The organism is Pseudomonas sp. ACN5, from assembly GCF_002303975.1.
Classification (GTDB): Bacteria; Pseudomonadota; Gammaproteobacteria; order Pseudomonadales; family Pseudomonadaceae; genus Aquipseudomonas; species Aquipseudomonas laurylsulfatiphila.
Map to the genome: position 1 here is coordinate 369,354 of NZ_MRCP01000003.1, position 22,926 is coordinate 392,279.

General features: G+C 61.6%; 19 protein-coding genes and 1 riboswitch. Of the genes, 14 read left to right on the forward strand and 5 right to left on the reverse strand.

From position 1 onward, the window contains the following. Window positions 1-63: 63 nt before the first annotated feature. Both BSF40_RS07745 and waaA read left to right on the forward strand, forming a co-directional pair. Window positions 64-966, forward strand: a complete 903-nt coding sequence (locus BSF40_RS07745) for a LysR family transcriptional regulator (RefSeq protein WP_015093203.1) — start codon at window positions 64-66, stop codon at window positions 964-966. An 11-nt stretch (window positions 967-977) separates the two neighbouring features. Next, window positions 978-2,255: a lipid IV(A) 3-deoxy-D-manno-octulosonic acid transferase gene (gene waaA / locus BSF40_RS07750; protein ID WP_095964677.1), complete on the forward strand. Its 1,278-nt coding sequence runs from the start codon at window positions 978-980 to the stop codon at window positions 2,253-2,255. Window positions 2,256-2,373: 118 nt separating this feature from the next. On the opposite strand, the gene BSF40_RS07755 is transcribed toward waaA, so the two are convergent. Continuing rightward, window positions 2,374-3,813, reverse strand: coding sequence for a TolC family outer membrane protein (locus BSF40_RS07755; RefSeq protein ID WP_095964678.1), 1,440 nt, complete (start codon window positions 3,811-3,813; stop codon window positions 2,374-2,376). A 205-nt stretch (window positions 3,814-4,018) separates the two neighbouring features. After that, a riboswitch (TPP riboswitch) is annotated at window positions 4,019-4,124 on the forward strand. Window positions 4,125-4,274: 150 nt separating this feature from the next. On the opposite strand from BSF40_RS07755, the gene thiC reads away from it, so the two are divergent. Both thiC and cytX read left to right on the forward strand, forming a co-directional pair. Further along, window positions 4,275-6,164, forward strand: a complete 1,890-nt coding sequence (thiC, locus tag BSF40_RS07760) for a phosphomethylpyrimidine synthase ThiC (protein WP_015093206.1) — start codon at window positions 4,275-4,277, stop codon at window positions 6,162-6,164. Window positions 6,165-6,267: 103 nt separating this feature from the next. Next, complete coding sequence (gene cytX / locus BSF40_RS07765; RefSeq protein ID WP_095964679.1) at window positions 6,268-7,560, forward strand: putative hydroxymethylpyrimidine transporter CytX; 1,293 nt, start codon at window positions 6,268-6,270, stop codon at window positions 7,558-7,560. Here cytX and BSF40_RS07770 read toward each other — a convergent pair. After that, window positions 7,529-8,275 carry an RsiV family protein gene (locus BSF40_RS07770; protein WP_095964680.1) on the reverse strand — a complete coding sequence of 249 codons (747 nt, stop codon included), beginning with the start codon at window positions 8,273-8,275 and terminating at the stop codon, window positions 7,529-7,531. The genes cytX and BSF40_RS07770 overlap by 32 nt on opposite strands. A gap of 224 nt (window positions 8,276-8,499) precedes the next feature. Between BSF40_RS07770 and BSF40_RS07775 the strand changes: the two genes are divergently transcribed. From BSF40_RS07775 to BSF40_RS07815, 9 genes are all read left to right on the forward strand, one after another. Then, window positions 8,500-9,117, forward strand: coding sequence for an NUDIX domain-containing protein (locus BSF40_RS07775; protein ID WP_015093209.1), 618 nt, complete (start codon window positions 8,500-8,502; stop codon window positions 9,115-9,117). Beyond that, the gene (locus tag BSF40_RS07780) at window positions 9,108-9,560 is read left to right on the forward strand and encodes a DUF1249 domain-containing protein (RefSeq protein ID WP_007977461.1); all 453 of its coding nucleotides are present in this window, start codon (window positions 9,108-9,110) and stop codon (window positions 9,558-9,560) included. Before BSF40_RS07775 ends, BSF40_RS07780 begins: the two co-directional genes overlap by 10 nt. Window positions 9,561-9,672: 112 nt before the next feature. Then, a complete protein-coding gene (cpdA, locus tag BSF40_RS07785) occupies window positions 9,673-10,488 on the forward strand; it encodes a 3',5'-cyclic-AMP phosphodiesterase (protein ID WP_095964681.1) in 816 nt (271 codons plus the stop codon). A 223-nt stretch (window positions 10,489-10,711) separates the two neighbouring features. Then, window positions 10,712-11,320 (forward strand): YqiA/YcfP family alpha/beta fold hydrolase, encoded by a 609-nt coding sequence (locus tag BSF40_RS07790; RefSeq protein ID WP_015093211.1) that lies wholly within the window; start codon window positions 10,712-10,714, stop codon window positions 11,318-11,320. 50 nt (window positions 11,321-11,370) lie between these two features. Then, on the forward strand, window positions 11,371-13,275 hold the full coding sequence (gene parE, locus BSF40_RS07795) for a DNA topoisomerase IV subunit B (protein ID WP_007977465.1): 1,905 nt from the start codon (window positions 11,371-11,373) through the stop codon (window positions 13,273-13,275). After that, window positions 13,275-14,264 carry an esterase-like activity of phytase family protein gene (locus BSF40_RS07800; RefSeq protein ID WP_095964682.1) on the forward strand — a complete coding sequence of 330 codons (990 nt, stop codon included), beginning with the start codon at window positions 13,275-13,277 and terminating at the stop codon, window positions 14,262-14,264. The genes parE and BSF40_RS07800 overlap by 1 nt, the downstream gene beginning before the upstream one ends. Then, entirely contained in the window at window positions 14,261-14,785 is a 525-nt protein-coding gene (locus tag BSF40_RS07805) for a TIGR02281 family clan AA aspartic protease (protein ID WP_095964683.1), read from the forward strand. The genes BSF40_RS07800 and BSF40_RS07805 overlap by 4 nt, the downstream gene beginning before the upstream one ends. A 7-nt stretch (window positions 14,786-14,792) precedes the next feature. Continuing rightward, on the forward strand, window positions 14,793-17,060 hold the full coding sequence (gene parC / locus BSF40_RS07810) for a DNA topoisomerase IV subunit A (RefSeq protein ID WP_015093214.1): 2,268 nt from the start codon (window positions 14,793-14,795) through the stop codon (window positions 17,058-17,060). A gap of 175 nt (window positions 17,061-17,235) precedes the next feature. Continuing rightward, window positions 17,236-17,949 (forward strand): membrane integrity-associated transporter subunit PqiC, encoded by a 714-nt coding sequence (locus tag BSF40_RS07815; RefSeq protein ID WP_015093215.1) that lies wholly within the window; start codon window positions 17,236-17,238, stop codon window positions 17,947-17,949. A gap of 257 nt (window positions 17,950-18,206) precedes the next feature. On the opposite strand, the gene BSF40_RS07820 is transcribed toward BSF40_RS07815, so the two are convergent. Further along, window positions 18,207-19,724: an AhpA/YtjB family protein gene (locus tag BSF40_RS07820; RefSeq protein WP_095964684.1), complete on the reverse strand. Its 1,518-nt coding sequence runs from the start codon at window positions 19,722-19,724 to the stop codon at window positions 18,207-18,209. A 135-nt stretch (window positions 19,725-19,859) separates the two neighbouring features. On the opposite strand from BSF40_RS07820, the gene serB reads away from it, so the two are divergent. Further along, window positions 19,860-21,074 carry a phosphoserine phosphatase SerB gene (serB, locus tag BSF40_RS07825; RefSeq protein WP_095964685.1) on the forward strand — a complete coding sequence of 405 codons (1,215 nt, stop codon included), beginning with the start codon at window positions 19,860-19,862 and terminating at the stop codon, window positions 21,072-21,074. A gap of 132 nt (window positions 21,075-21,206) precedes the next feature. On the opposite strand, the gene asd is transcribed toward serB, so the two are convergent. Both asd and BSF40_RS07835 read right to left on the reverse strand, forming a co-directional pair. Beyond that, window positions 21,207-22,067 carry an archaetidylserine decarboxylase gene (gene asd, locus BSF40_RS07830; protein ID WP_095964686.1) on the reverse strand — a complete coding sequence of 287 codons (861 nt, stop codon included), beginning with the start codon at window positions 22,065-22,067 and terminating at the stop codon, window positions 21,207-21,209. Between the two features lie 18 nt (window positions 22,068-22,085). Beyond that, window positions 22,086-22,901: a rhodanese-like domain-containing protein gene (locus BSF40_RS07835; protein WP_095964687.1), complete on the reverse strand. Its 816-nt coding sequence runs from the start codon at window positions 22,899-22,901 to the stop codon at window positions 22,086-22,088. Between the last annotated feature and the right edge of the window lie 25 nt (window positions 22,902-22,926).

Genomic DNA, 22,926 nt, shown 5'->3' on the forward strand with positions numbered 1-22,926 from the left:
ATTCTAGTGATTTGCCAGATGCGGTAAAGTCATTACCTATCTGTTCAAGAGATGGGTTGAGCCATGAGCATGCAGTGGAATCTGGAGCAACTGCGGTTGTTTGTCAGCGTAGCGGAGCAGCGATCGTTTTCTGCCGTGGCGCGGGATCAGCGCAAGGCGCAGTCGGCGGTCAGCAGTGCGATAGCGTTGCTGGAGGATGACCTGGGCGTCAGCCTGTTCGACCGCAGCAGCGGCCGTCAGCCGAAGCTCACTGAAGCCGGTACGGCTTTACTGGACGAAGCACGGGAAGTGTTGCGTCAGTGTGAACGACTCAATGGCCGGGCATTGGCGATGATGCGCGGCCAGGAGGCACGACTGCGCGTGGCGCAGGATGAGGCGATGCCTTATCAGCCGATCATTGAAAGCTTCGAGGCCCTGGCGGAAAAATTCCCCAGCCTGGAAGTGCAATTGACCAGTGCCGCCCAGGGCGATGTCGCGCGCAAGCTGGTGGAGCGGCGCGCCGATCTGGGGTTGCTGTTCTTTCACGATCAGATTCCCGAGGCGCTTGAGCGTCGTGTGCTGGGCAGCGTGGAAATGGTCACGGTGTGCGGCAAGGACCATCCGTTGGCGGGCAAAGGCACGGTGGACGGCCAGCAGTTGGCGCAGCATCGGCAGTTGCTGATGTCCACGGAGTCGAGCATTTATCCCGGCAGTGATCCCGCCAGTCCGCAAGTCTGGCGCGCCGACAGTTTCTATGTGATGGCCGAATGGCTGGTGCGCGGCCTCGGCTGGGCGTGGTTGCCGCGCCACGTGGTGCAATACCCGACCTATCAGAACCAGATGGTCGAACTGGTCAGCGAATGGACCCCGCCGGCCCTGGTGGTGGAGCTGGTATGGCGCCGGGACGAGCCGCTTGGTCCGGCCGCGCGCTGGCTCGCCGAACGTTTTGCCGTGCACTTGCAGACGATTGGCGAAAAAAGCCGATAAACTCCGCCGCCATGAATAGAACTCTCTACACCGCGCTGTTTTATCTGGGGCTGCCACTGGTAGCGATTCGGCTTTGGCTGCGCGCGCGCAAGGCGCCGGCGTATGCCAGGCGCATCGGCGAGCGCTTCTCCTACGGGATGCCGGCGATGAAACCGGGCGGCATCTGGGTGCATGCGGTCTCGGTGGGCGAAAGCATTGCTGCTGCGCCGATGATCCGCGCCTTGCTGGCGCGTTACCCGGACCTGCCGATCACCGTGACCTGCATGACGCCGACCGGTTCGGAACGCATCCTGGCCCTGTTTGCCAATGAGCCGCGCATCCAGCACTGCTATCTGCCGTACGATTTACCGTGCGCCGCCCGGCGCTTCCTTGATCGGGTCCGGCCGAAACTGGCGGTGATCATGGAAACCGAGCTGTGGCCCAACCATATCCATCAATGTGCCAAGCGCGGGATTCCCGTGGCGTTGGCCAATGCGCGACTGTCCGAGCGCTCGGCCAGGGGCTATGGTCGCTTGCGCAATCTGACCCAGCCGATGCTGGCCGAGATGAGCCTGTTCGCGGTGCAGACCGAGGCTGAAGCCCAGCGCTTCCGTGATCTGGGCGCGCGGACGGAAACCGTCGAGGTCACCGGGTCGATCAAGTTCGACCTGACCATCGACCCGCAACTGCTCGAGCGCGCCAGCCAGTTGCGCGGGCAATGGCAGGCGCTGGAGCGACCGGTGTGGATCGCAGCCAGTACCCATGACGGCGAAGACGAGGTCGTGCTGGCGGCTCATCGTCAGTTGCTGGTCAGTCACCCCGATGCGTTGCTGATTCTGGTGCCGCGTCATCCGGAACGCTTCAATTCGGTGTACGGGCTGTGCCAGCAACAAGGGTTTGCCACCGTCCGGCGCTCCAGTGGCGACGCGGTCAGTGCCGATACTTCCGTGTTGCTGGGCGACACCATGGGCGAGTTGCTGTTTCTCTACGCCCTGGCTGACAGTGCTTTCGTCGGCGGCAGCCTGGTGCCGAACGGCGGGCATAACCTGCTGGAGCCGGCGGCCCTCGCCAAACCGGTGCTGAGCGGGCCGCATCTTTTCAACTTCCTCGAAATCGCTGCGCAGTTGCGCAGTGCCGGGGCGTTGCAGGAAGTGGAGGATGCCGAAGGGCTGGCGGTGGCGGTGCAGCGGCTGTTCGAACTGCCCCGTGATGCAGAGCGCATGGCAGAGGCCGGGTTGAAGGTGATGCGCGCCAATCAGGGGGCGTTGCAGCGCTTGCTGGACGGGTTGGGGAGGTTGATCGAGCGGTAGACCGCGCTGCCTTCATTCGCGAGCAAGCCCGCTCCCACATTGGATCTTCTGTGAGCACAGGTTTTGTGCACGACAGTAGTTCAATGTGGGAGCGGGCTTGCTCGCGAAGCTTTTGCTTTTACTGCTCCGGCCGCGCTTTCAACTGTTCCTCTGCCGCCTTGGCCAGATCCGGTGGCAGGAAATCCTTGTCCGGGTTGTAGTTGGGATTGAGCCAGCGTGCCAGGTTTTGCAGGTCCCCCGGATTCAACGTGCCGGCCTGTTGCTTCAGGCGCAGGTTGTCGAGGATGTAGTCGTAGCGGGTGTTGTTGTAGTCGCGCACCGAGTTGTAGAGCGAGCGCTGCGCATCCAGCACGTCAACGATGTTTCGCGTCCCCACCTGATAGCCGATTTCAGTCGCTTCCACCGCGCTCTGGTTGGAGATGATCGATTGCTTGCGTGCCTGTACCTGCTCGACATCGGTGTTCACCGCGCGGTGCAGGTCGCGGGTGTTTTCCACGATGCTGCGGCGCAGGGCTTCGCGTTGCTGCTCGGTCTGGTCCAGTTGTGCATACGACTGGCGCACCTGGGAGTTGATCAGGCCACCGCTGTAGATCGGGATGTTCAGTTGCAGGCCGACGGTGGTTTGATCGACGTCGCCACCGTACGCCTGGGGCAGGTTGTTCGGGTTGCTGAAGCCCAGTGCATCGTTGTCGCCTTTCTCGTACTTGGCGATCGCGTCAACCGTCGGCAAGTGCCCGGACTTGCGTTGCTTGAGGGTTTGCTCGGCGGCGCTGACGGCATAGTTGCTGGCCAACAGATTGAGGTTCTGCCTGCCCGCGGTTTCGACCCAGGCCTTGGCGTCGTTCGGTACCGGCGGCAGGATCGGCAGGTTATGGCTGATGCCCCAGATCGAGTTGTACTGACGGTTGGTCAGGGTGATCAATGCTTCAAAGGCGTCGTCCACCTGACGCTGCGCAACGATGCGGTTGGCGCGTGCGGTGTCGTAGCTGGCCTGCGAGTTCAATACGTCGGTCTTGTCCGAGAGGCCGACATCGAAACGCTCGTTGGATTGATCGAGCTGGCGTTTGAACGCCGCTTCTTCGGCCTTGGTCGAGGCCAGGTTGTCCTGGGTGCGCAGCACGTTGAAATAGCTGTCGGCGGTTTGCAGGATCAGGTTCTGCTCGGTCGCCGAGAGTTGCAGGGCGGCTTGTTCGTTGACTTCCTTGGCGGCCTGGAACTGGAACCAGCGATCAGCCCGGAACAGCGGCTGCGCCAAAGTGGCCTGGTAGGAATGAGCATCGCGGTTGGTCGTGCCCGAAGGTTGATCGAGCGAGGTCCGCACCTCGGAAACATTGGCGCCGCCCGAGAGGTTCGGCAGCAGCCCGGCGCGGGCCTGGGGCACGACTTCCTTCTGCGCGCCGTATTGGGCGATGGCAGCCGCCAGATCGGCGTTGTTGTTGACGGCTTCCTGATAAACGCTGACAAGGTCCGTCTTGTTCGATAAGGGCGCATCTGCTGCCCAGGCCAATCCGTTGGACGCACAAGACACGGCAAGGGCCAGTGAGAGTTTGCGCAGCATAGACGATCCCTAGAATTGATATTACAGAGGTAATTTGAGCGCCAAGGCTAAGGCTCTGCTTCGACAGCGTCAATGCGCGGCTCAGCGTAGCGAGTGTAGTTGCGCATTGGGGTGGCAACAATCCTGATACTGCGTGTTATTACGCCATTCATCATGGTATTTGCCGGAGGGTTGGCGTTCTCTGCCAGTTGTGTCTAGACTGGCCGGGTTCTTGTCGGGGTGCCTTGCTATGAGGCTGAGATCGAATAATTTCGGATCCCGTTGAACCTGATCAGGTTAGCGCCTGCGTAGGGAACAAGATTTCTCGTCACCCGGCGAGTCCTCTTGTGCTTCGTCCGGGAAATTGTTCGACAATCGAACGCTCCCCGTGTGACGACGCACAGCACCAGTCCTGGTGCGTCCGTGCCTTTCAGGTTCTGCTCCGACAATCCACTGCCTGGATGCTGTCTGGAGAGCCCGTGATGACCATAAAAGCAAAAAACGCGATCAACCTCAGTGAGTCGGCCAAGGTCGATGAGCAGTCGGTTCAACCCTTTACCCGTTCGCAAAAAATCTACGTCCAGGGCTCTCGCCCGGACATCCGCGTGCCGATGCGCGAAATCACCCTGGACGTGACGCCGACTGACTTCGGCGGCGAAATCAACGCCCCGGTGACTGTCTACGATACCTCGGGCCCTTACACCGATCCCAACGTGGTGATTGACGTGCGTAAAGGCCTGGGCGACGTGCGTTCGGCGTGGATCGACGACCGTGGTGACACCGAACGCCTGAGTGGCCTGAGCTCGAACTTCGGTCAGGAGCGCCTTGCCGATCCAGAGCTGACCAAACTGCGCTTTGCCCACGTGAACAACCCGCGCCGTGCCAAGGCCGGGGCCAACGTCAGCCAGATGCACTACGCGCGCAAAGGCATCATCACCGCCGAGATGGAATACGTCGCCATCCGCGAAAACATGAAGCTGCAAGAGGCCCGCGCCGCCGGCCTGTTGAAGCAACAGCACGCCGGCCACAGTTTCGGCGCGAGCATCCCGAAAGAAATCACCCCTGAATTCGTCCGCGAAGAGATCGCCCGCGGTCGCGCGATCATCCCGGCCAACATCAACCACACCGAACTGGAACCGATGATCATCGGCCGTAACTTCCTGGTGAAGATCAACGGCAACATCGGCAACAGCGCCCTGGGTTCGTCCATCGAAGAAGAAGTGGCGAAACTGACCTGGGGCATTCGCTGGGGTTCGGACACGGTCATGGACCTGTCCACCGGCAAGCACATCCACGAAACCCGTGAGTGGATCATCCGCAACTCGCCGGTGCCGATCGGTACGGTGCCGATCTACCAGGCGCTGGAGAAGGTCAACGGTGTGGCCGAAGACCTGACCTGGGAGCTGTTCCGCGACACGCTGATCGAACAGGCCGAGCAGGGCGTCGACTACTTCACCATCCACGCCGGCGTGTTGCTGCGCTACGTACCGATGACCGCCAAGCGCGTGACCGGCATCGTGTCCCGTGGCGGCTCGATCATGGCCAAGTGGTGCCTGGCGCACCACAAAGAGAACTTCCTCTACACCCATTTCGACGAAATCTGCGAAATCATGAAGGCCTACGACGTCAGCTTCTCGCTGGGCGACGGCCTGCGTCCGGGTTCGATTGCCGACGCCAACGACGAAGCGCAGTTCGGCGAACTGGAAACCCTCGGCGAGCTGACCAAGATTGCCTGGAAACACGACGTGCAGTGCATGATCGAAGGCCCGGGCCACGTGCCGATGCAGTTGATCAAGGAGAACATGGACAAGCAGCTGGAGTGCTGCGACGAGGCGCCGTTCTACACCCTCGGTCCGCTGACCACCGACATCGCGCCGGGCTACGACCACATCACCTCGGGCATCGGTGCGGCAATGATCGGCTGGTTCGGTTGCGCCATGCTCTGCTACGTCACGCCGAAAGAACATTTGGGCCTGCCGAACAAGGATGACGTGAAGACCGGCATCATCACCTACAAGATCGCCGCGCACGCCGCCGATCTGGCGAAGGGGCACCCGGGCGCACAGATCCGCGACAATGCCTTGAGCAAGGCGCGTTTCGAGTTCCGCTGGGAAGACCAGTTCAACCTGGGCCTCGATCCGGACACCGCGCGTTCGTATCACGACGAAACCCTGCCGAAGGATTCGGCCAAGGTCGCGCACTTCTGCTCGATGTGCGGGCCGAAGTTCTGCTCGATGAAAATCACCCAGGAAGTCCGCGAGTATGCGGCCAACCAACGGATCGAAGCGGTCGACGTGGACGTCGCCCAAGGCATGGCCGAACAAGCTGAGCGCTTCAAGCAGGAAGGCAGTCAGCTTTATAAAAAGGTTTAAGCGGCAAGCTACAAGCTGCAAGTTAGAAGCAGGCGCAAAGCCTGCTTTTTCTTAAAGCTTGTAGCTCGTGGCTTGTAGCTATCATTCCTATGAGACAACACCCTTGAGCATTCAACCCAGCACTTATTCACCCGACATCGTGGTGCCAACCGACAAACGTGTGTTCGGCGGTCGCGATCTGTTTTCCCTGTGGTTCTCCCTCGGCATCGGTCTGATGGTGTTGCAGACTGGTGCATTGCTCGCACCAGGCTTGGGCCTGTCCGGTTCGTTGCTGGCGATTTTTCTCGGCACCCTGGTCGGCGTTCTGCTGCTGGCGGCGGTCGGGGTGATTGGCAGTGACACCGGCCTGTCGTCGATGGCCGCTCTCAAGCTCAGCCTCGGTACCAAGGGCGCGAGCCTGCCGGCAGTGCTGAACCTGCTGCAACTGATCGGTTGGGGGTCGTTCGAAATCATTGTCATGCGCGATGCCGCCAGCCTGTTGGGCGCGAAGGCCTTCAGCGAAGGCAGCCTGTTGTCGAATCCGCTGCTCTGGACCCTGTTCTTTGGCGGCCTGGCGACCCTGTTGGCGGTCAGTGGTCCGCTGACTTTCGTCCGGCAGATCCTGCGCAAGTGGGGCATCTGGCTGCTGCTGGCCGCGTGCATCTGGCTGACCTGGAACCTGTTCGCCAAGGCTGACCTGGCCGCGTTGTGGGCCCAGGCCGGTGGTGGTTCGATGCCGTTTGCCGTGGGTTTCGACATCGCTATTGCCATGCCGCTCTCCTGGCTGCCGCTGATCGCCGACTACTCGCGGTTCGGCAAGCGGGCGAAAAACGTCTTCGGTGGCACCGCCATCGGATTCTTCATCGGTAACTTCTGGCTGATGAGCCTGGGCGTGGCCTACACCCTGGCGTTTGCGCCGAGCGGTGAAGTCAATGCCTTGCTGCTGGCGCTGGCTGGGGCCGGCCTGGGGATTCCGCTGCTGCTGATTCTTCTGGATGAGTCGGAAAACGCCTTTGCCGATATTCACTCGGCGGCGGTGTCCAGCGGGATTCTGTTGCGTGCCAAAGTCGAGCATCTGGCCCTGGCCATCGGCGTTATCTGCACGCTGATTGCCCTGCTGGCGCCATTGGCCCAGTACCAGAACTTCCTGCTGCTGATCGGTTCGGTGTTTGCGCCCTTGTTCGGCGTAGTGCTGGTGGACCACTTCATCCTGCGCAAGCGCAGTGGCCAGGTGGCTTCAGCCGCTCTGCGCTGGCCGGCGCTGCTGGCCTGGCTGGGCGGGATCAGCACTTACCATCTGCTCGCCAACCTGTATCCGGACGTGGGTGCAACCCTGCCGGCGCTGGTCCTGGCAGGGTTGCTGCAGCTGGTGCTGGGCCGGGCCTTCAGTTACGGCCGGGAAACAGCTCGGGCTTGATGATGCCGTTCAGGCGAGGGTAGGGGATCTTCAGTTCGACATGGCCCAGCGCGTAAGGCGCAATGGTGCTGGTTTCGTACTTGAGGATCACCCCGCCGTAGGTCAGCGCCACGTTCTGGGTTTTCTGGAACGGCCAGCTCTTGACGAACTCCGGTTCCTGATCGAGCTTGGTGCTGATCAGCCAGCTGTTGTGCGCCACTTGCGCGGCCTTCCAGAACGCGTCTTCCTGCCCCGGCACCAACATGTCGGACAACGTCAGCACTTTATGCTGCTGGCGCGAGTAGTTGATGAAGCCCCGCCCCGGCGTGCCATGGGCGCCGCCGGTGTCCAGGTAGCTGGACAATTCGATGATCACCAAGCCGTCATGCTGCTCACGTACCTTGGCCTGCAGATAGCTGCTGTTGCGCGGGCCGGCGGTGCGCAAAAACTCTTCGCGATAGGCCGCCAGGGTCGGTGCCAACGGCGCGTCGGGCGAGGTGAGGGTCATTTGCAGCAGGCGTTTTTCGATGATGCCGTCCAGTGCAGGCTCGTCCGGAAAGTGCAGGGTGTCGATGTTGACCAGCGGACAGTCGGGGTTGCTGCAACCGGGCTTGAGTTGCTCGGAGGCATCGCGGGTGGTTTCCAGCGGCGTCCGGTAGTTGGGCTGGAACAGGCTCGCGCAAGCGCCCAGGGTCAGGGCGATGGCGGCCACGGAGGCGATTTTGAAAAGCGACATGGGCGTCCTTTCTGAAACAGGGGAAGGCAAAAAGTTACCGGCTTCGACTCTCAACAAAGCAATCAGTTCGCCACTAAGCTAATTAGAGAGGGTTTCGCCTTCACCGTCCATCCCGCTGACGGGAAAGGGGCTGCATCAAACATCGCGGGCGCGTTAGGATGGCGCGAAGTCGAGGCCCAGGAAAAAAGCAGCCTCGTTCAGGATTCGCAGTAACGAGGATTGTCATGACGGATTTTGCCAACGCCATTCCGACCGCCGTTGATATCGTGCGGCGCGAAAAATGCTACGAGGGCTTCTACAAACTCGAACGCGTGCACTTGCGCCACGAATTGTTCGCCGGGGGCATGAGCCGTGAGATCAATCGTGAAGTGTTCGTGCGCCATGATGCGGTGTGCATGCTGCCTTACGATCCGCAGCGCGATGAAGTGGTGCTGATCGAGCAGTTTCGCGTCGGCGCCATGGGCAAGACCGACAACCCGTGGCTGATCGAACTGGTCGCTGGTCTGATCGACAAGGATGAAGTGCCGGAAGCAGTTGCTCACCGCGAAGCGCAGGAGGAAGCTGGGCTGGAAATCGGGGCGCTCTGGCCGATGCTCAAATATTTTCCATCGCCGGGCGGCAGTAACGAATTCGTGCATTTGTACCTGGGGCGTTGTGACACTACCGGGGTTGGCGGCCTGCATGGGCTGGAGGAAGAGGCAGAAGACATCCGCGTCACGGTCTGGGCTTTCGAAGATGCCCTGCAAGCCGTGCGCGACGGGCGTATTGCCAACGCGGCGAGCATCATTGCCTTGCAATGGCTGGCTTTGAACCGCGTTGAAGTGAGGGGGTTATGGTCGTAAACAAGCTGCGCGATCGCTATCGGGTAGATCTGGTGGGGCTGCAAGCGTCCTGCGAGGCGAACTACGCGCGCCTGATGCGACTGCTGCCGGACATGCGCAGCGAGCCGGCCGCGCGGCGCATCGCCGTGACCCATGGCGACCAGATGCTCGGCGTGCTGGCCCTGGAGGTATTGCTGACCTGTCCTTACACCACGACCCTGCAAGTGCGCCAGGAACACAGCCTGCCGTGGCTACCGGTGCCGCAACTGGAAGTGCAGGTCTATCACGACGCGCGCATGGCCGAAGTGGTCAGCGCCGAACATGCGCGACGCTTTCGCGGCATCTATCCTTACCCGAACGCCTCGATGCACCAGCCGGACGAAAAGGCCCAGCTGAACATGTTTCTGGGCGAATGGCTGAGCCATTGCCTGGCGCTGGGGCATGAGTACGAAGTCGTCCGTTAACTGAGCGCCGCAGTTGTGAACTGCGTCAGGTTCACGGATTTCCCCTTTCGACCGTCCCCCAGCATAATTGCGGCACTTACCCATCCCCGTGATCACGCCCTGGGAGAACGCCTTGCCGAGCGTATCCACATTGACCACCGCCGATCCGGCGTTGCTGGTGCAACTCTCCGACAGCCACCTGTTTGCCGAAGCGGACGGTGCGTTGCTGGGCATGAACACCCGCGACAGTCTGCAAAAGGTCATCGAGCTGGTGCGCGCGCAACAGCCGCAGATCAATCTGATCCTGGCCACGGGTGATCTGTCCCAGGACGGGACGCTTGCGTCCTACCGGCAATTTCGCGAGATGACGAGCCAGTTGGATGCGCCGGCGCGCTGGATTCCCGGCAACCACGACGAGCCGCATATCATGGCCGAGGCGGCGGTGCAGAGCGCTTTGCTCGAACCGGTGGTGGATATCGGCAACTGGCGGGTCACGATGCTCGATTCGGCGGTGCCGGGCTCGGTGCCGGGATATTTGCAGGATGAACAGCTGCAGTTGCTCGCCCGCTCGTTGAGCGAAGCGCCGGAACGCCATCATCTGGTGTGCTTCCACCATCACCCGGTGTCCATCGGTTGTGCCTGGATGGAACCGATTGGCTTGCGCAATCCCGAGGCGCTGTTCGCCGTGCTGGACCGTTTCGAACAGGTGCGCGCGGTGTTGTGGGGGCATGTGCACCAGGAAATCGATCAGAGGCGCAACGGCGTACGTTTGATTGCCTCACCCTCGACCTGCATCCAGTTCGAGCCGGGCAGCGAGGATTTCAAGGTCGGGGAGCAGGCACCGGGTTATCGCTGGTTGCGACTGCTGCCCGATGGGGGGCTGGAAACCGGGGTAGAGCGGGTCACCGGGTTCGATTTCACTGTGGATTACGGTTCCAGCGGCTACTGATTTTTCATTTTTCTGGAAAACCGGGGCGCGGCCTTCGCGAGCAAGCCCGCTCCCACATTTGACCTGCGTCGGTCACAAATCCCCTGTAGGAGCGAGCTTGCTCGCGATAAGCCTGAGAGCGCCGCGGGGCGCCAGGTTTTCACCGTTATCGTTGACGACCATCGCGAGCAAGCTCGCTCCTACAGTAAACTGCGGCTTTTTAGCCGACGCACAGGGAACTCAAATGTCCGGTTCGATCCTTTATATCCACGGCTTCAACAGCTCGCCGTTGTCGAAGAAGGCCTGCCAGTTGGTCGAGGTGATGGAGCGTCTGGGCCTGAGCGAACAGTTGCGCGTTCCGGCATTGCACCACCACCCGCGCCAGGCTATCGAGCAGCTGGAGCAGGCGATCGCCGAACTGGGGCGGCCACTGCTGGTCGGCAGCTCCCTCGGCGGCTACTATGCCACTCACCTGGCCGAGCGCCATGGCCTGAAAGCCCTGTTGATCAACCCTGCCGTCAGCCCGCACCGGATGTTCGACGGCTATCTGGGGACGCAGAAAAACCTGTATACCGAAGAGGCCTGGGAATTGACCCACGACCACGTGACGGCCCTGGCCGAGCTGGAAGTGCCGGCACCCCGGGATCCGCAGCGTTATCAGGTATGGTTGCAGACAGCTGACGAAACGTTGGACTATCGTCTCGCCCAGCAGTATTACCGGGCATGCGCCTTGCGTATCCAGGCCGGTGGCGACCACAGTTTCCAGGGTTTTGCCACGCGACTGCCGGCCATGTTGAGCTTTGCCGGCATCGGCGCCGATTTGTATCAGGCAATCGATTTCACCGCATTGTGAGCGATAGCCCCATGAATTCTTTTTTCACCGAACACTGACGACGAGACCCCATGGCCACTCCCAGCGCTAGCTCTTATAACGCCGACGCCATCGAAGTCCTCTCGGGCCTCGACCCGGTGCGCAAACGCCCCGGCATGTACACCGACACCAGTCGGCCGAACCACCTTGCCCAGGAAGTCATCGACAACAGCGTCGACGAAGCCCTGGCCGGGCATGCCTCATCGGTACAGGTGATCCTGCATGCCGACCATTCGCTGGAAGTCAGCGATGACGGTCGTGGCATGCCGGTGGACATTCACCCCGAGGAAGGTGTTTCGGGCGTCGAGTTGATCCTCACCAAGCTTCATGCCGGTGGCAAGTTTTCCAACAAGAACTACCAGTTCTCCGGCGGTTTGCACGGGGTGGGTATTTCCGTGGTCAACGCCTTGTCCACCGAAGTGCGGGTGCGGGTCAAGCGTGACGGCAACGAGTACCAGATGACCTTCAAGGATGGCTACAAGGCCACCGAACTGGAGATCGTCGGCACTGTCGGCAAACGCAACACCGGCACCAGTGTGTTCTTCGCACCGGATCCGAAATACTTCGACTCCCCGAAATTCTCCATCAGCCGCCTCAAGCACGTGCTCAAGGCCAAGGCCGTATTGTGCCCGGGGCTGCTGGTCAGCTTTGAAGACAAGGCCACCGGCGAGAAAGTCGAATGGCATTACGAAGACGGCCTGCGTTCCTACCTGGTGGATGCGGTCAGCGAATTCGAGCGCCTGCCGGACGAGCCGTTCTGCGGCAGCCTGGCCGGTAATAAGGAAGCGGTGGATTGGGCGCTGCTGTGGCTGCCAGAAGGTGGCGACGCGGTACAGGAAAGCTACGTCAACCTGATCCCGACCGCCCAGGGCGGTACCCACGTCAACGGCTTGCGCCAAGGCCTGCTCGACGCCATGCGCGAGTTCTGCGAATTCCGCAGCCTGTTGCCGCGCGGCGTGAAGCTGGCGCCGGAAGACGTCTGGGAACGCATTGCCTTCGTGCTGTCGATGAAAATGCAGGAGCCGCAATTCTCCGGCCAGACCAAGGAGCGCCTGTCGTCCCGTGAAGCGGCGGCGTTTGTTTCCGGTGTGGTCAAGGATGCGTTCAGCCTGTGGCTCAATGCCCACCCGGAAACCGGCATGCTGCTGGCGGAACTGGCGATCAACAACGCCGGCCGTCGCCTCAAGGCCAGCAAGAAGGTCGAGCGCAAACGCATTACCCAGGGCCCGGCGCTGCCGGGCAAGCTGGCCGACTGTGCCGGACAGGACCCGATGCGTTCCGAGCTGTTCCTGGTGGAAGGTGATTCCGCCGGCGGTTCGGCCAAGCAGGCGCGGGACAAAGAGTTCCAGGCGATCCTGCCGTTGCGCGGCAAGATCCTCAACACCTGGGAAGTCGACGGCAGCGAAGTGCTGGCCAGCCAGGAGGTGCACAACATCGCCGTGGCGATCGGTGTCGACCCGGGTGCGGCCGACATGAGCCAACTGCGCTACGGCAAGATCTGCATCCTCGCCGACGCCGACTCCGATGGTCTGCACATCGCGACCTTGCTGTGCGCCTTGTTCGTCCAGCACTTCCGCCCGCTGGTGGATGCCGGTCACGTCTACGTGGCCATGCCGCCGCTGTACCGCATCGACCTGGGCAAAGAAATCTACTACGCCCTGGATGAAGCCGAACGCGACGGCATCCTCGATCGCCTGGTGGCCGAGAAGAAGCGCGGCAAGCCACAGGTCACCCGATTCAAGGGGCTGGGTGAAATGAATCCGCCACAGCTGCGTGAAACCACCATGGACCCGAACACTCGGCGTCTGGTGCAACTGACGCTGGAAGATTTCGAGGCGACCTCGGAAATGATGGACATGCTGCTGGCAAAGAAACGCGCCGGCGACCGCAAGACCTGGCTGGAGTCCAAGGGCAACCTGGCCGAGGTGCTGGGCTGATGCGTCTGGGCTTTGCCCTGGCCTGTGCGTTGCTGCTGACGTCGATTACGGTATCTGCCGAGCCGGCGCCACAGCTGCGCGTGTTGTCCGGGCATGTCGTCGACGGCATGCCCGGTGGCAACCTGTCCGGGCTGGCGCAGTGCGGCAATGACTTGTGGGCAGTTTCCGACCGCGACGATGATCAGATCTACCGCCTCGATACCCGCGAATCCGTGTGGCAGGCACAAACGGTGCACATTGATGTACCGCCGGTGCCTGACAGCGGTTTGCCCTGGGGGCTGAAGTCTCGTGTCTGGGGGGCTTCGTTCGTGCGTGGTGGTGATCTGGACTTCGAAGGCATCACTTGCGACAGCGCCGGCAATCGCTACATCGTCAGCGAAGGCCATGCCGCCGTCTTGCAAGTGCCGCCAACGGGGCCTGCTACCTGGCTGAAAATTTCCCCGATGATGGTTCGCGAGGCACGGGCCAGAGGTTTGCTGTTGCAATTCAATGCACTGTTCGAAGGGTTGGCGGTCAATCCGGCGGGCGATCAGATGTGGCTCGCCGCCGAGCGTATAGGTCGCGGACTGCTGATGATCAAACGCAAGCAGACGTTGTGGGATTGCGACGGCGGCTGCGTGCTGCTGAGCGAGGCGGGCATGGAAATGCAACCCGAGCAGTTTCCCCACGCCAGAGCGGTCTCGCGGGATTTCTCTGACCTGTCGCTGTTCAACGGCAAGCTGTTCACCCTTGAACGCAACGCCTATCAGATTTGTCGCCGGGATCCGCAGACGGCCAGGGTCGAGCGCTGCTGGTCGTACGCCGCCGAGTTATTGCAGGAAAACCGTCGTTATCCACAGGACTACGGGTTGGAAGAAGCGTTGATCGTCGATGCCGAGGGTGCCTGGATCGGTGTCGACAATAACTTCGGTGCGCGCGCCGATGGTGAAGTGCGTCCGGTGGTCTGGCGCTTCGCGGCACCGGACGGTGGCTGGAGTGCCAGGCTGTGAGGCAGCAAACGCCGGGGCAGCGCATCGGCCGGGTGTTCATGGTGCTGGCCTGGTGCGCAGCACTGTTTCTGGCCACACGGTTTTTCGCCCAGTGGGAAGCGCGGCAGCAAAATCCGAACGTGGTGGTCAGCTCGGAGCAGGGCGAAGGTTTCATCGAGGTGAAACTGGTCAGCAATGCGCAGGGGCATTTCGTTGCCAGCGGCCAGATCAACGGCCAGCCGGTGGACTTCATGCTCGACACCGGGGCGACCGATGTGTCGATTCCGGCGGACCTGGCCAGGCGTTTGAAGCTCGAAGAAGGATTCGGCGTGACCCTGAGCACGGCCAATGGCCTGAGCCAGGGCTATCGCACCCGTATTGAACGGCTGCAACTGGGCGACATCGTGCTGCGGGATGTGCGCGCACTGGTGGCCCCGGGGCTGCATGGCGATCAGGTGTTGCTCGGCATGAGCGCACTGAACAAACTTGAATTTACCCAGCGCGGTGGCACCATGCTGCTGCGCCAGACAACGAACCGATGAGGCCCGCATGAGCGACTCCCTTGATCTCAGCCTGGACGGCGTAGAACGCCGGTCACTGGCTGACTTCACCGAAAATGCCTACCTCAACTACTCCATGTACGTGATCATGGACCGTGCCTTGCCGCATATCGGCGACGGTCTGAAACCGGTACAGCGGCGTATCGTCTACGCCATGAGCGAGCTGGGGCTGGACGCCGATTCCAAGCACAAGAAATCGGCGCGTACCGTCGGTGACGTGCTCGGTAAATTCCACCCCCACGGCGACTCGGCCTGCTACGAAGCCATGGTGCTGATGGCCCAGCCGTTCAGCTATCGCTACACGCTGGTCGACGGCCAGGGCAACTGGGGTGCGCCGGATGATCCCAAGTCCTTCGCCGCCATGCGTTACACCGAAGCGCGGCTGTCGCGTTATTCCGAAGTGCTGCTCAGCGAGCTGGGCCAGGGCACGGCGGACTGGGGGCCGAACTTCGACGGCACGCTGGACGAGCCGCTGGTCCTGCCGGCCCGTTTGCCGAACATCCTGCTCAACGGTACCACCGGCATCGCCGTGGGCATGGCCACCGACGTGCCGCCGCACAACCTGCGCGAAGTCGCCACGGCGTGCGTGCGTTTGCTCGATGAGCCCAAGGCCACGGTCGAACAGCTCTGCGAACACATCCAGGGCCCGGATTACCCGACCGAAGCGGAAATCATCACCCCGCGCGCCGACCTGCTGAAAATCTACGAAACCGGTCGCGGCTCGGTGCGCATGCGCGCCGTGTATCACATCGAAGACGGCGACATCATCGTCACCGCGTTGCCGCATCAGGTCTCGGGCGCCAAGGTGCTGGAGCAGATTGCCGCGATGATGCAGGCCAAGCCGTCCAAGGCCCCGCAAATCGCCGACCTGCGCGACGAATCCGACCATGAAAACCCGTGCCGGATCGTGATCATTCCGGGGGCGCGGAAAAACTTCGACCACGATGCGCTGATGCAGCACCTGTTCGCCAGCACCGAGCTGGAGTCGAGCTACCGGGTCAACATCAACATCATCGGCCTGGACGGCAAGCCGCAGCTGAAAAACCTGCGCGCGTTGCTGGTCGAATGGCTGGAGTTCCGGGTGCAGACCGTGCGTCGTCGTCTGCAATTCCGCCTCGACAAGGTCGAGCGTCGCCTGCACCTGTTGGACGGTTTGCTGATTGCCTACCTCAACCTGGATGAAGTGATCCACATCATCCGTACCGAGGAACAGCCACGGGCCAAACTGATCGAACGCTTCGCCCTGAGCGAGATTCAGGCCGACTACATCCTCGACACCCGTTTGCGTCAGTTGGCGCGACTGGAAGAGATGAAGCTGCGTGCCGAGCAGGATGAGCTGCTCAAGGAACAAGCCAAGCTGCAAGCCCTGCTGAGCAGCGAAGCCAAGCTGAAAAAACTGGTGCGCACCGAGCTGATCAAGGACGCCGAAACCTACGGTGACGACCGCCGGTCGCCTATCGTCGAGCGCGCCGAAGCCAAGGCCCTGACCGAGCACGATCTGCTGCCGAACGAGAAAGTGACGGTGGTGTTGTCGGAAAAAGGCTGGATTCGTTCCGCCAAAGGCCACGAGATCGATGCCACCGGGCTTTCCTACAAGGCCGGGGATGGTTTCAAGGCGCTGGCCGCCGGGCGCTCCAACCAGTTTGCCGTGTTTATCGACTCCACCGGCCGCAGTTATTCGGTAGCCGCCCACACCTTGCCGTCGGCCCGTGGCCAGGGCGAACCGCTGACCGGTCGCCTGACACCGCCACCGGGAGCGAGTTTCGAATGCGTGCTGATGCCCGAAGACGATGCGTTGTACGTGATCGCCTCCGACGCCGGCTACGGTTTCGTGGTCAAGGGCGAGGACCTGCAAGCCAAGAACAAGGCGGGCAAGGCCCTGTTGAGCCTGCCGAACAATGCCAAGGTCATGCTGCCGCGCCCTGTGGCTGATCGTGAGCAGAACTGGCTGGCATCGGTGACGACCGAAGGTCGCCTGTTGATCTTCAAGATCAGCGACCTGCCACAATTAGGGAAAGGCAAAGGCAACAAGATCATCGGGATTCCCGGTGAGCGAGTGGCCAGTCGCGAAGAGTATGTGACGGACATCGCCGTATTGCCGGACGGCGCAACACTGGTGTTGCAGGCCGGGAAACGTACCTTGTCACTGAAAGCGGACGACCTCGAACACTACAAGGGTGAACGTGGCCGTCGCGGCAACAAGCTGCCGCGTGGCTTCCAGCGGGTAGATGCGCTGCTCGTCGAAAACCTGAATTAGGCGACTTAGAAGCGCCGAACTACGATTTAACCCGTAGTTCGGCGCTTTGCGCTGGAGTCGGAACGAATATTCACGGATGATATGGCCTTTCAAGCGCCGGCACTGCCGCGCGTTCTTCATATTTGTTGAGTATTTTCACTGTGATCAGCCTTTTAGCGATCACCTGGATGGGACGATGACTGCTCTGCGCCTTCCTTTTATTCTTATGCTCGCCGGCATTCTTGGCCTGGCGGGTTGCAGCGTTCACCAACCGGTGTCGTTGTATCAGCTGGACGCTGGAACCCCGGTTCAGCCTGCACAGAACGCAGGCATGGCGGTATTGTTGGGCCCGGTCACCGTGGCCGATTACCTGCAGCGCGAAACCCTGTTGCAGCGTCAGCCGGATGGCAGCTTGCAAGCATCGACCGACGGTCGTTGGGCCGGCAGCCTTTCGTCGGATATCGATCAGTTGCTGCTGCGTCAGGTCGCAGGTCACCTGGACAGCCAGCGCGTAGTGCTGGCCCCGGCAACATTGGGGTTCACCCCGGACGTTCAGGTGCTGCTGACCATCACGCGCCTGGATTCGGGTGCAAAGCAACCGGCGATCCTCGATGCGCAATGGCGCCTGATCGACCGTCGCGGGCAGGTCCGTGATAATCGCATCATCCATTTGCAGGAGCAGCATGCCGGTAGTACGGCGGCTCAGGTCCAGGCACAGGGCGTGTTGTTGCAACGTCTGGCCGAGCAATTGTCGGTGGCGCTCAAGCCGCTGGCCAATCAGCCACCGATCGCCGAAGTCCCGCGTAAAGCGCCAGCCAAGGCGGCTGCACCTGCGGTAGAACAGGAAAAGCAGCCGAAGATCCCGATGGCTGCGCCTATTCGTACGGATATGGAAGTGTTCCGCTTCTAAGTCTGGACTGAAGCTGTTCCCCCAATAAAGCCCGCCTTGTGCGGGCTTTATTGTTTCTGCCGGCTGGGGATATCTGGCGTCAGTTCCGGCCTCTTCGCTGGCAAGCCCGCTCCCACAGTGTCCATGTCATACACAAATTATGTGAACGCCCCTGAACCTGTGGGAGCAGGCTTGCCCGCGAAGGCGTCATGACAGACAACAAAAAAGCCCGCAGACGATCACTCATCTGCGGGCTTCATTGTGGTCGGGCCTAAGGTTTAAGCCCGGCGTTCGTGCATCCGCGCCAGTTGCCTTTCCAGCATCGATGGATACGGCTCCATCAACCGTTCCACGCAGCATGCACCTTCAGGGCTGGCAATCGGGCGGATCCGTGCGCGCTGACGGATCAAGGTGTCGTCACTGATCTTGCGTTCCACCAGCAGCAGGTTGCGGCTGTGCTGCGACAGGGCCAGGGCGTCCTGGGCAGGGTCGGTCAGCAGCAGGTCGATCTGGCTCAGGCCAAACAGTTCGTCGCCCAGGGTCAGGCCCAGCTGCAATTGCAGGGTGATGCCGCTGTCCGCGACTTCGATCTGCAGCTGGTGGCCCAGGGCCCGTAGCAGTTCGCCACAGCAAATGGCGTTGGTCAGGTAATCGTCGCCGCTGTCTTCGGTGTGGAACAGCATCAGCGTGCTGCCATCGTTCAAGGTCTCCACTTCGCCTTGATACAGCGATGCGGCCTGGTCGAGGCAATCGCGATAGCGCTCCAGCAGTTCTTCAAGGCGTGCCCGCGGCAGGCGTCGCAGTTGCTCCTGGGAACCCAGTTGCACCGCCAGTACCGCGCTGTGTTGCGGCACGCTCGGCGTGGCCTTGCGAATCACCGGTTGCGGGGGGCTGTCCAGCGACTCGTCGCGCAGATCGGCGAACGGGTCTTCGTCATCATCGTCTTCGACGGTGCTGACGATCTGCCGTGGCGCTGGCTTGAGCGCCGCTACCGGGCGGCTCTCGTCGAAACTCGGATCGCGCAGGTTGCGGACTTCGAAGGCCGGGTCGGCCTCGTCATCGACGTCGTCGAATTCCGGTTCCGGTTCCGGCACAGGGGCAGGCTCCGGGGCGAAGTTGGCGTGCAGCTGGCGCGCCAGGTCGCCGATTTCGTCCTGGCGGTCGGTGGCCGGGGTGTATTCATCGATATTGCGCAGCCACACCCGCAATTGCAGCAGAGGTGTTGAGAGATACCGCCCCATGCGCAGGCTCAGGGCCAAAGACAGGGCCAGCAGGATGGCGCTTAGGATGCCCATGCTTTGCAGGCTGATGGTCATCGGCTGCTGGAACTGGTCCATGTCCAGGCTGATGCGCAATTGCCCGGCGGTCACGTCCTGGAAGGTGATCTTGCTCTGGTACATGCCCTCGGCCTCGCCCAGCAGACCATGCTTGGGACGCTGGCCGGATTCGGCGAGGATGCGGTTGTCCGGACTGTAGATGGCGGCGTGGGCCACCAGCTTGTTCTTGGTCAGGTTATTGAGCAGCACATTGAGGCTGAGGATGTCGTTGGACACCAACAGCTCCGTGGCCGAAGTGGCCGTCTGCGTCGTCAGGCTTTCGCCCAGCGCATCCGCCTGCTCGTGCATGGCCTGCTTGAACTGCAGGCCCATCACACCGGCATAGATGACCAGGGCCAGGGCGACCAGGATCACGTTATGGCTGGCGATGCGCAATGCAATCGGTACACGGCGGTGGCGCAGTGCCCGGAAGATCAGCAGGAAGAAGTTATCGGTTTTTACTGGCGTAGGCCGGTTCACTTGAGCTCGGCTCTTTTGTCCGTGAAGTTGACGCGCAGTATAGCGACAGGCCCTAGACCGTCAAAGCGCTCACGGTGCCCGATGGTCACTGAAAGTGGGTAGAATGCGGTTTTTTTCCACCTGCGGGGGTGCGCCTTGCGCGAAATCGTCCTGATAAACATCACGGGAGTCGACCGTCCGGGTCTGACTGCGGCCATTACCGGCGTTCTGGCCCAGGGTGGTGTGAACATTCTCGACATCGGTCAGGCGGTGATCCACGACACCTTGTCGTTCGGCATCCTGGTTGAAATTCCCGACACCGAGCAAGGCAAGTCCGTGCTCAAGGACATCCTGTTCAAGGGCTACGAGCTCGATCAACAGGTGCGTTTCACGCCGGTGTCCGAGCAGGATTACCAGCAGTGGGTCGGCAACCAGGGCAAAAAGCGCCACATCGTGACCCTGCTGACCCGCAAGGTGACAGCCGGGCAGTTGCAGGCCGTGAGTTCGATCACCGCCAAATATGGCCTGAACATTGACCACATCGATCGTCTGTCCGGGCGCATGCCGCTGGACACTCCGGCCGACAAGGGCAAGGGCTGCATCGAGTTTTCCGTGCGTGGCGAGGCGGCTGATCCGCAGGCGCTGCGGGCCGAATTCCTCAGCGTCGCTCAGGAATTGAACGTCGACATCGCCTTTCAGGAAGATTCGCTGTTCCGTCGCAACCGTCGTCTGGCGGTATTCGACATGGACTCGACCCTGATCGAAGCCGAAGTGATCGACGAACTGGCCAAGGCGGCTGGCGTGGGTGACAAGGTTTCGGAAATCACCGAGCGGGCAATGGCCGGCGAGCTGGATTTTCGCGCCAGCTTCAAGGAGCGCCTGGCCTTGCTCAAAGGTCTGGACGTCAATGTGCTGGATTCCATCGGTGCTTCGTTGCGCCTGACCGAAGGCGCGGAAACCCTGTTCGCCGAACTCAAGCGCCTGGGCTACAAGACCGCGATCCTGTCGGGTGGCTTCACCTACTTCGCCAATCAACTGCAGGCCAAGCTGGGAATCGACTATGTGTTTGCCAACGAACTGGAAGTGGTCGACGGCAAAGTCACCGGCGTGGCGGTCGAGCCGATTGTCGATGCGCAGCGCAAGGCGGATTTGCTGAGGGAACTGGCACACAAGGAAGGCTTGCGCCTGGAGCAGACCATTGCGGTCGGCGACGGTGCCAATGACTTGCCGATGCTGGCGATTGCCGGGTTGGGCGTAGCGTTCCGCGCCAAGCCGCTGGTCAAACAGTCGGCCAAGCAGGCCATTTCGACGCTGGGCCTGGATGGCGTGCTGTACCTGCTGGGCTTCCGCGATCGCGACGGCCAGCTGTAACACCGCAAAACACCTGTAGGAGCGAGCTTGCTCGCGATGGTCGCCAACGATGACGCGGGCTTTCTGAATACCCGCGTCGTTCTCAGGTCCATCGCGAGCAAGCTCGCTCCTACAGTGAATGGCGTTTGTCTATCAGGCTTTTGGTGCGCCCATGCCCTGACCCATCTGCACTGCTGTACCGGCAGTCATTTCCTCAGCCCACTTCACCTGATCCGGCCCGAACAGCACGACGGCGGTCGAACCCAGCTTGAAGCGACCCAGTTCCGCACCTTTTTCCAGGTGGATCGGCGCGCGAGCGGCTTCGTCGTAGCGGAAGGTTTTCAGCTCGCGTTTCGGCGGCGTGACCAGGCCGGCCCAGACGGTTTCAATCGAAGCCACGATCATCGCGCCCACCAGCACCACGGCCATCGGCCCGCGCTCAGTGTCGAAAATGCACGCCACGCGCTCGTTGCGGGCGAACAGTTCCGGAACGTTTTCAGCGGTGGTCTGGTTGACCGAGAACAGACGGCCCGGGATGTAGACCATTTCGCGCAGGGTGCCGGCCAGCGGCATGTGCACGCGGTGGTAGTCCTTCGGCGACAGGTAGATGGTCGCGAAGTCACCGCCCATGAACGGCGCAGCATTCGCCGCATCGCCACCCAACAGTTCCAGCACGCTGAAGCTGTGGCCCTTGGCCTGGAACACGCGACCGTGCTCGATCGGGCCGAGCTGGCTGATCGCGCCGTCGGCCGGGCTGAGGATCGCGCCCGGCGTTTCGTCCAGAGGACGGGCACCGTCTTTCAGTGCGCGGGTGAAGAACGCGTTGAAGTGCTCGTAGGCAGTCAGGTCTTCGACCAGCGCCTGGGACATGTCCACCTGATAGCGCTTGGCGAACCAGGCGGTAAAGGCATTCTTGAACCAGCGCACGCGGCATTCGGCGATGCAGCCGGCCAGTCGCGAGAGCAAGTTGTGGGGCAGCAGGTACTGGCCGAGGAGAAACAGACGCTTGTTCATTAACAGTCCTTAAAAATCTTAAATTTCTACCGGGGTATCGGGATGGTTGCCCCATTCGCCCCAAGAGCCGGCGTAGCCCTTGACCCGCGGATAACCGAGAGCCTTGGCCACCAGATAGGTGAAGCCAGAACGGTGGTGGGTCTGGCAGTGGGTAATCACTTCTTTGTCTTTGCTGATCCCGAGTTGTTCGAGGATCTGCGGCATGTCGGTGCGGATGCGCAACTGGCGTGCCCGATCCATGCCGGCGGTCCATTCGAAATTGACCGCGCCGGGAATGTGCCCGCCCTTGGCTGCCAGGACTTTCTCGCCGGAATACTCCAGCGGCCCGCGTGCGTCCCAGATGGCCAGGTCGGCGGCGCCGAGGCGGCTTTGCAGGTATTCACGGGTGGCGGTGGGTTCGTCGTGCAAGGTCAGAGAAACCGGGCCACCCACGGCTGGCGGGATCTGGATCGACATGGGCAAACCTTCTGCCAGCCAGGCCGTCAGGCCGCCGTCGACATAGTGGTACTTGCTGTGGCCGATGACATCCAGCAGCCAGATAAAGCGTCCGGCCCAACCGCCGCCTTCGTCGTCATACACCACGTAGACCGCATCGGGGTTGTGTCCCAGCTCGCCAAACAGCGTTTCGAGCGCTGCCTGCGGGGGCATCAGTCCCGGGGCGGGTGCCTGCCCCAGCTGCGTGCGTTTCGGATCGACAAAACGCGCGCCGGGAATGTGTCCCTCGGCGTAGCGGGCGGGACTGGTCAAGTCCACCAGAATCAGTTCGCGGGTGTCGAGGCGAGGGAGCAAGTCGCTCGGCTCGATCACCAGCGGCAAGCCAGAGAAGTCAGACATGTGAGGTCTCCAGAGCACAAAAGGG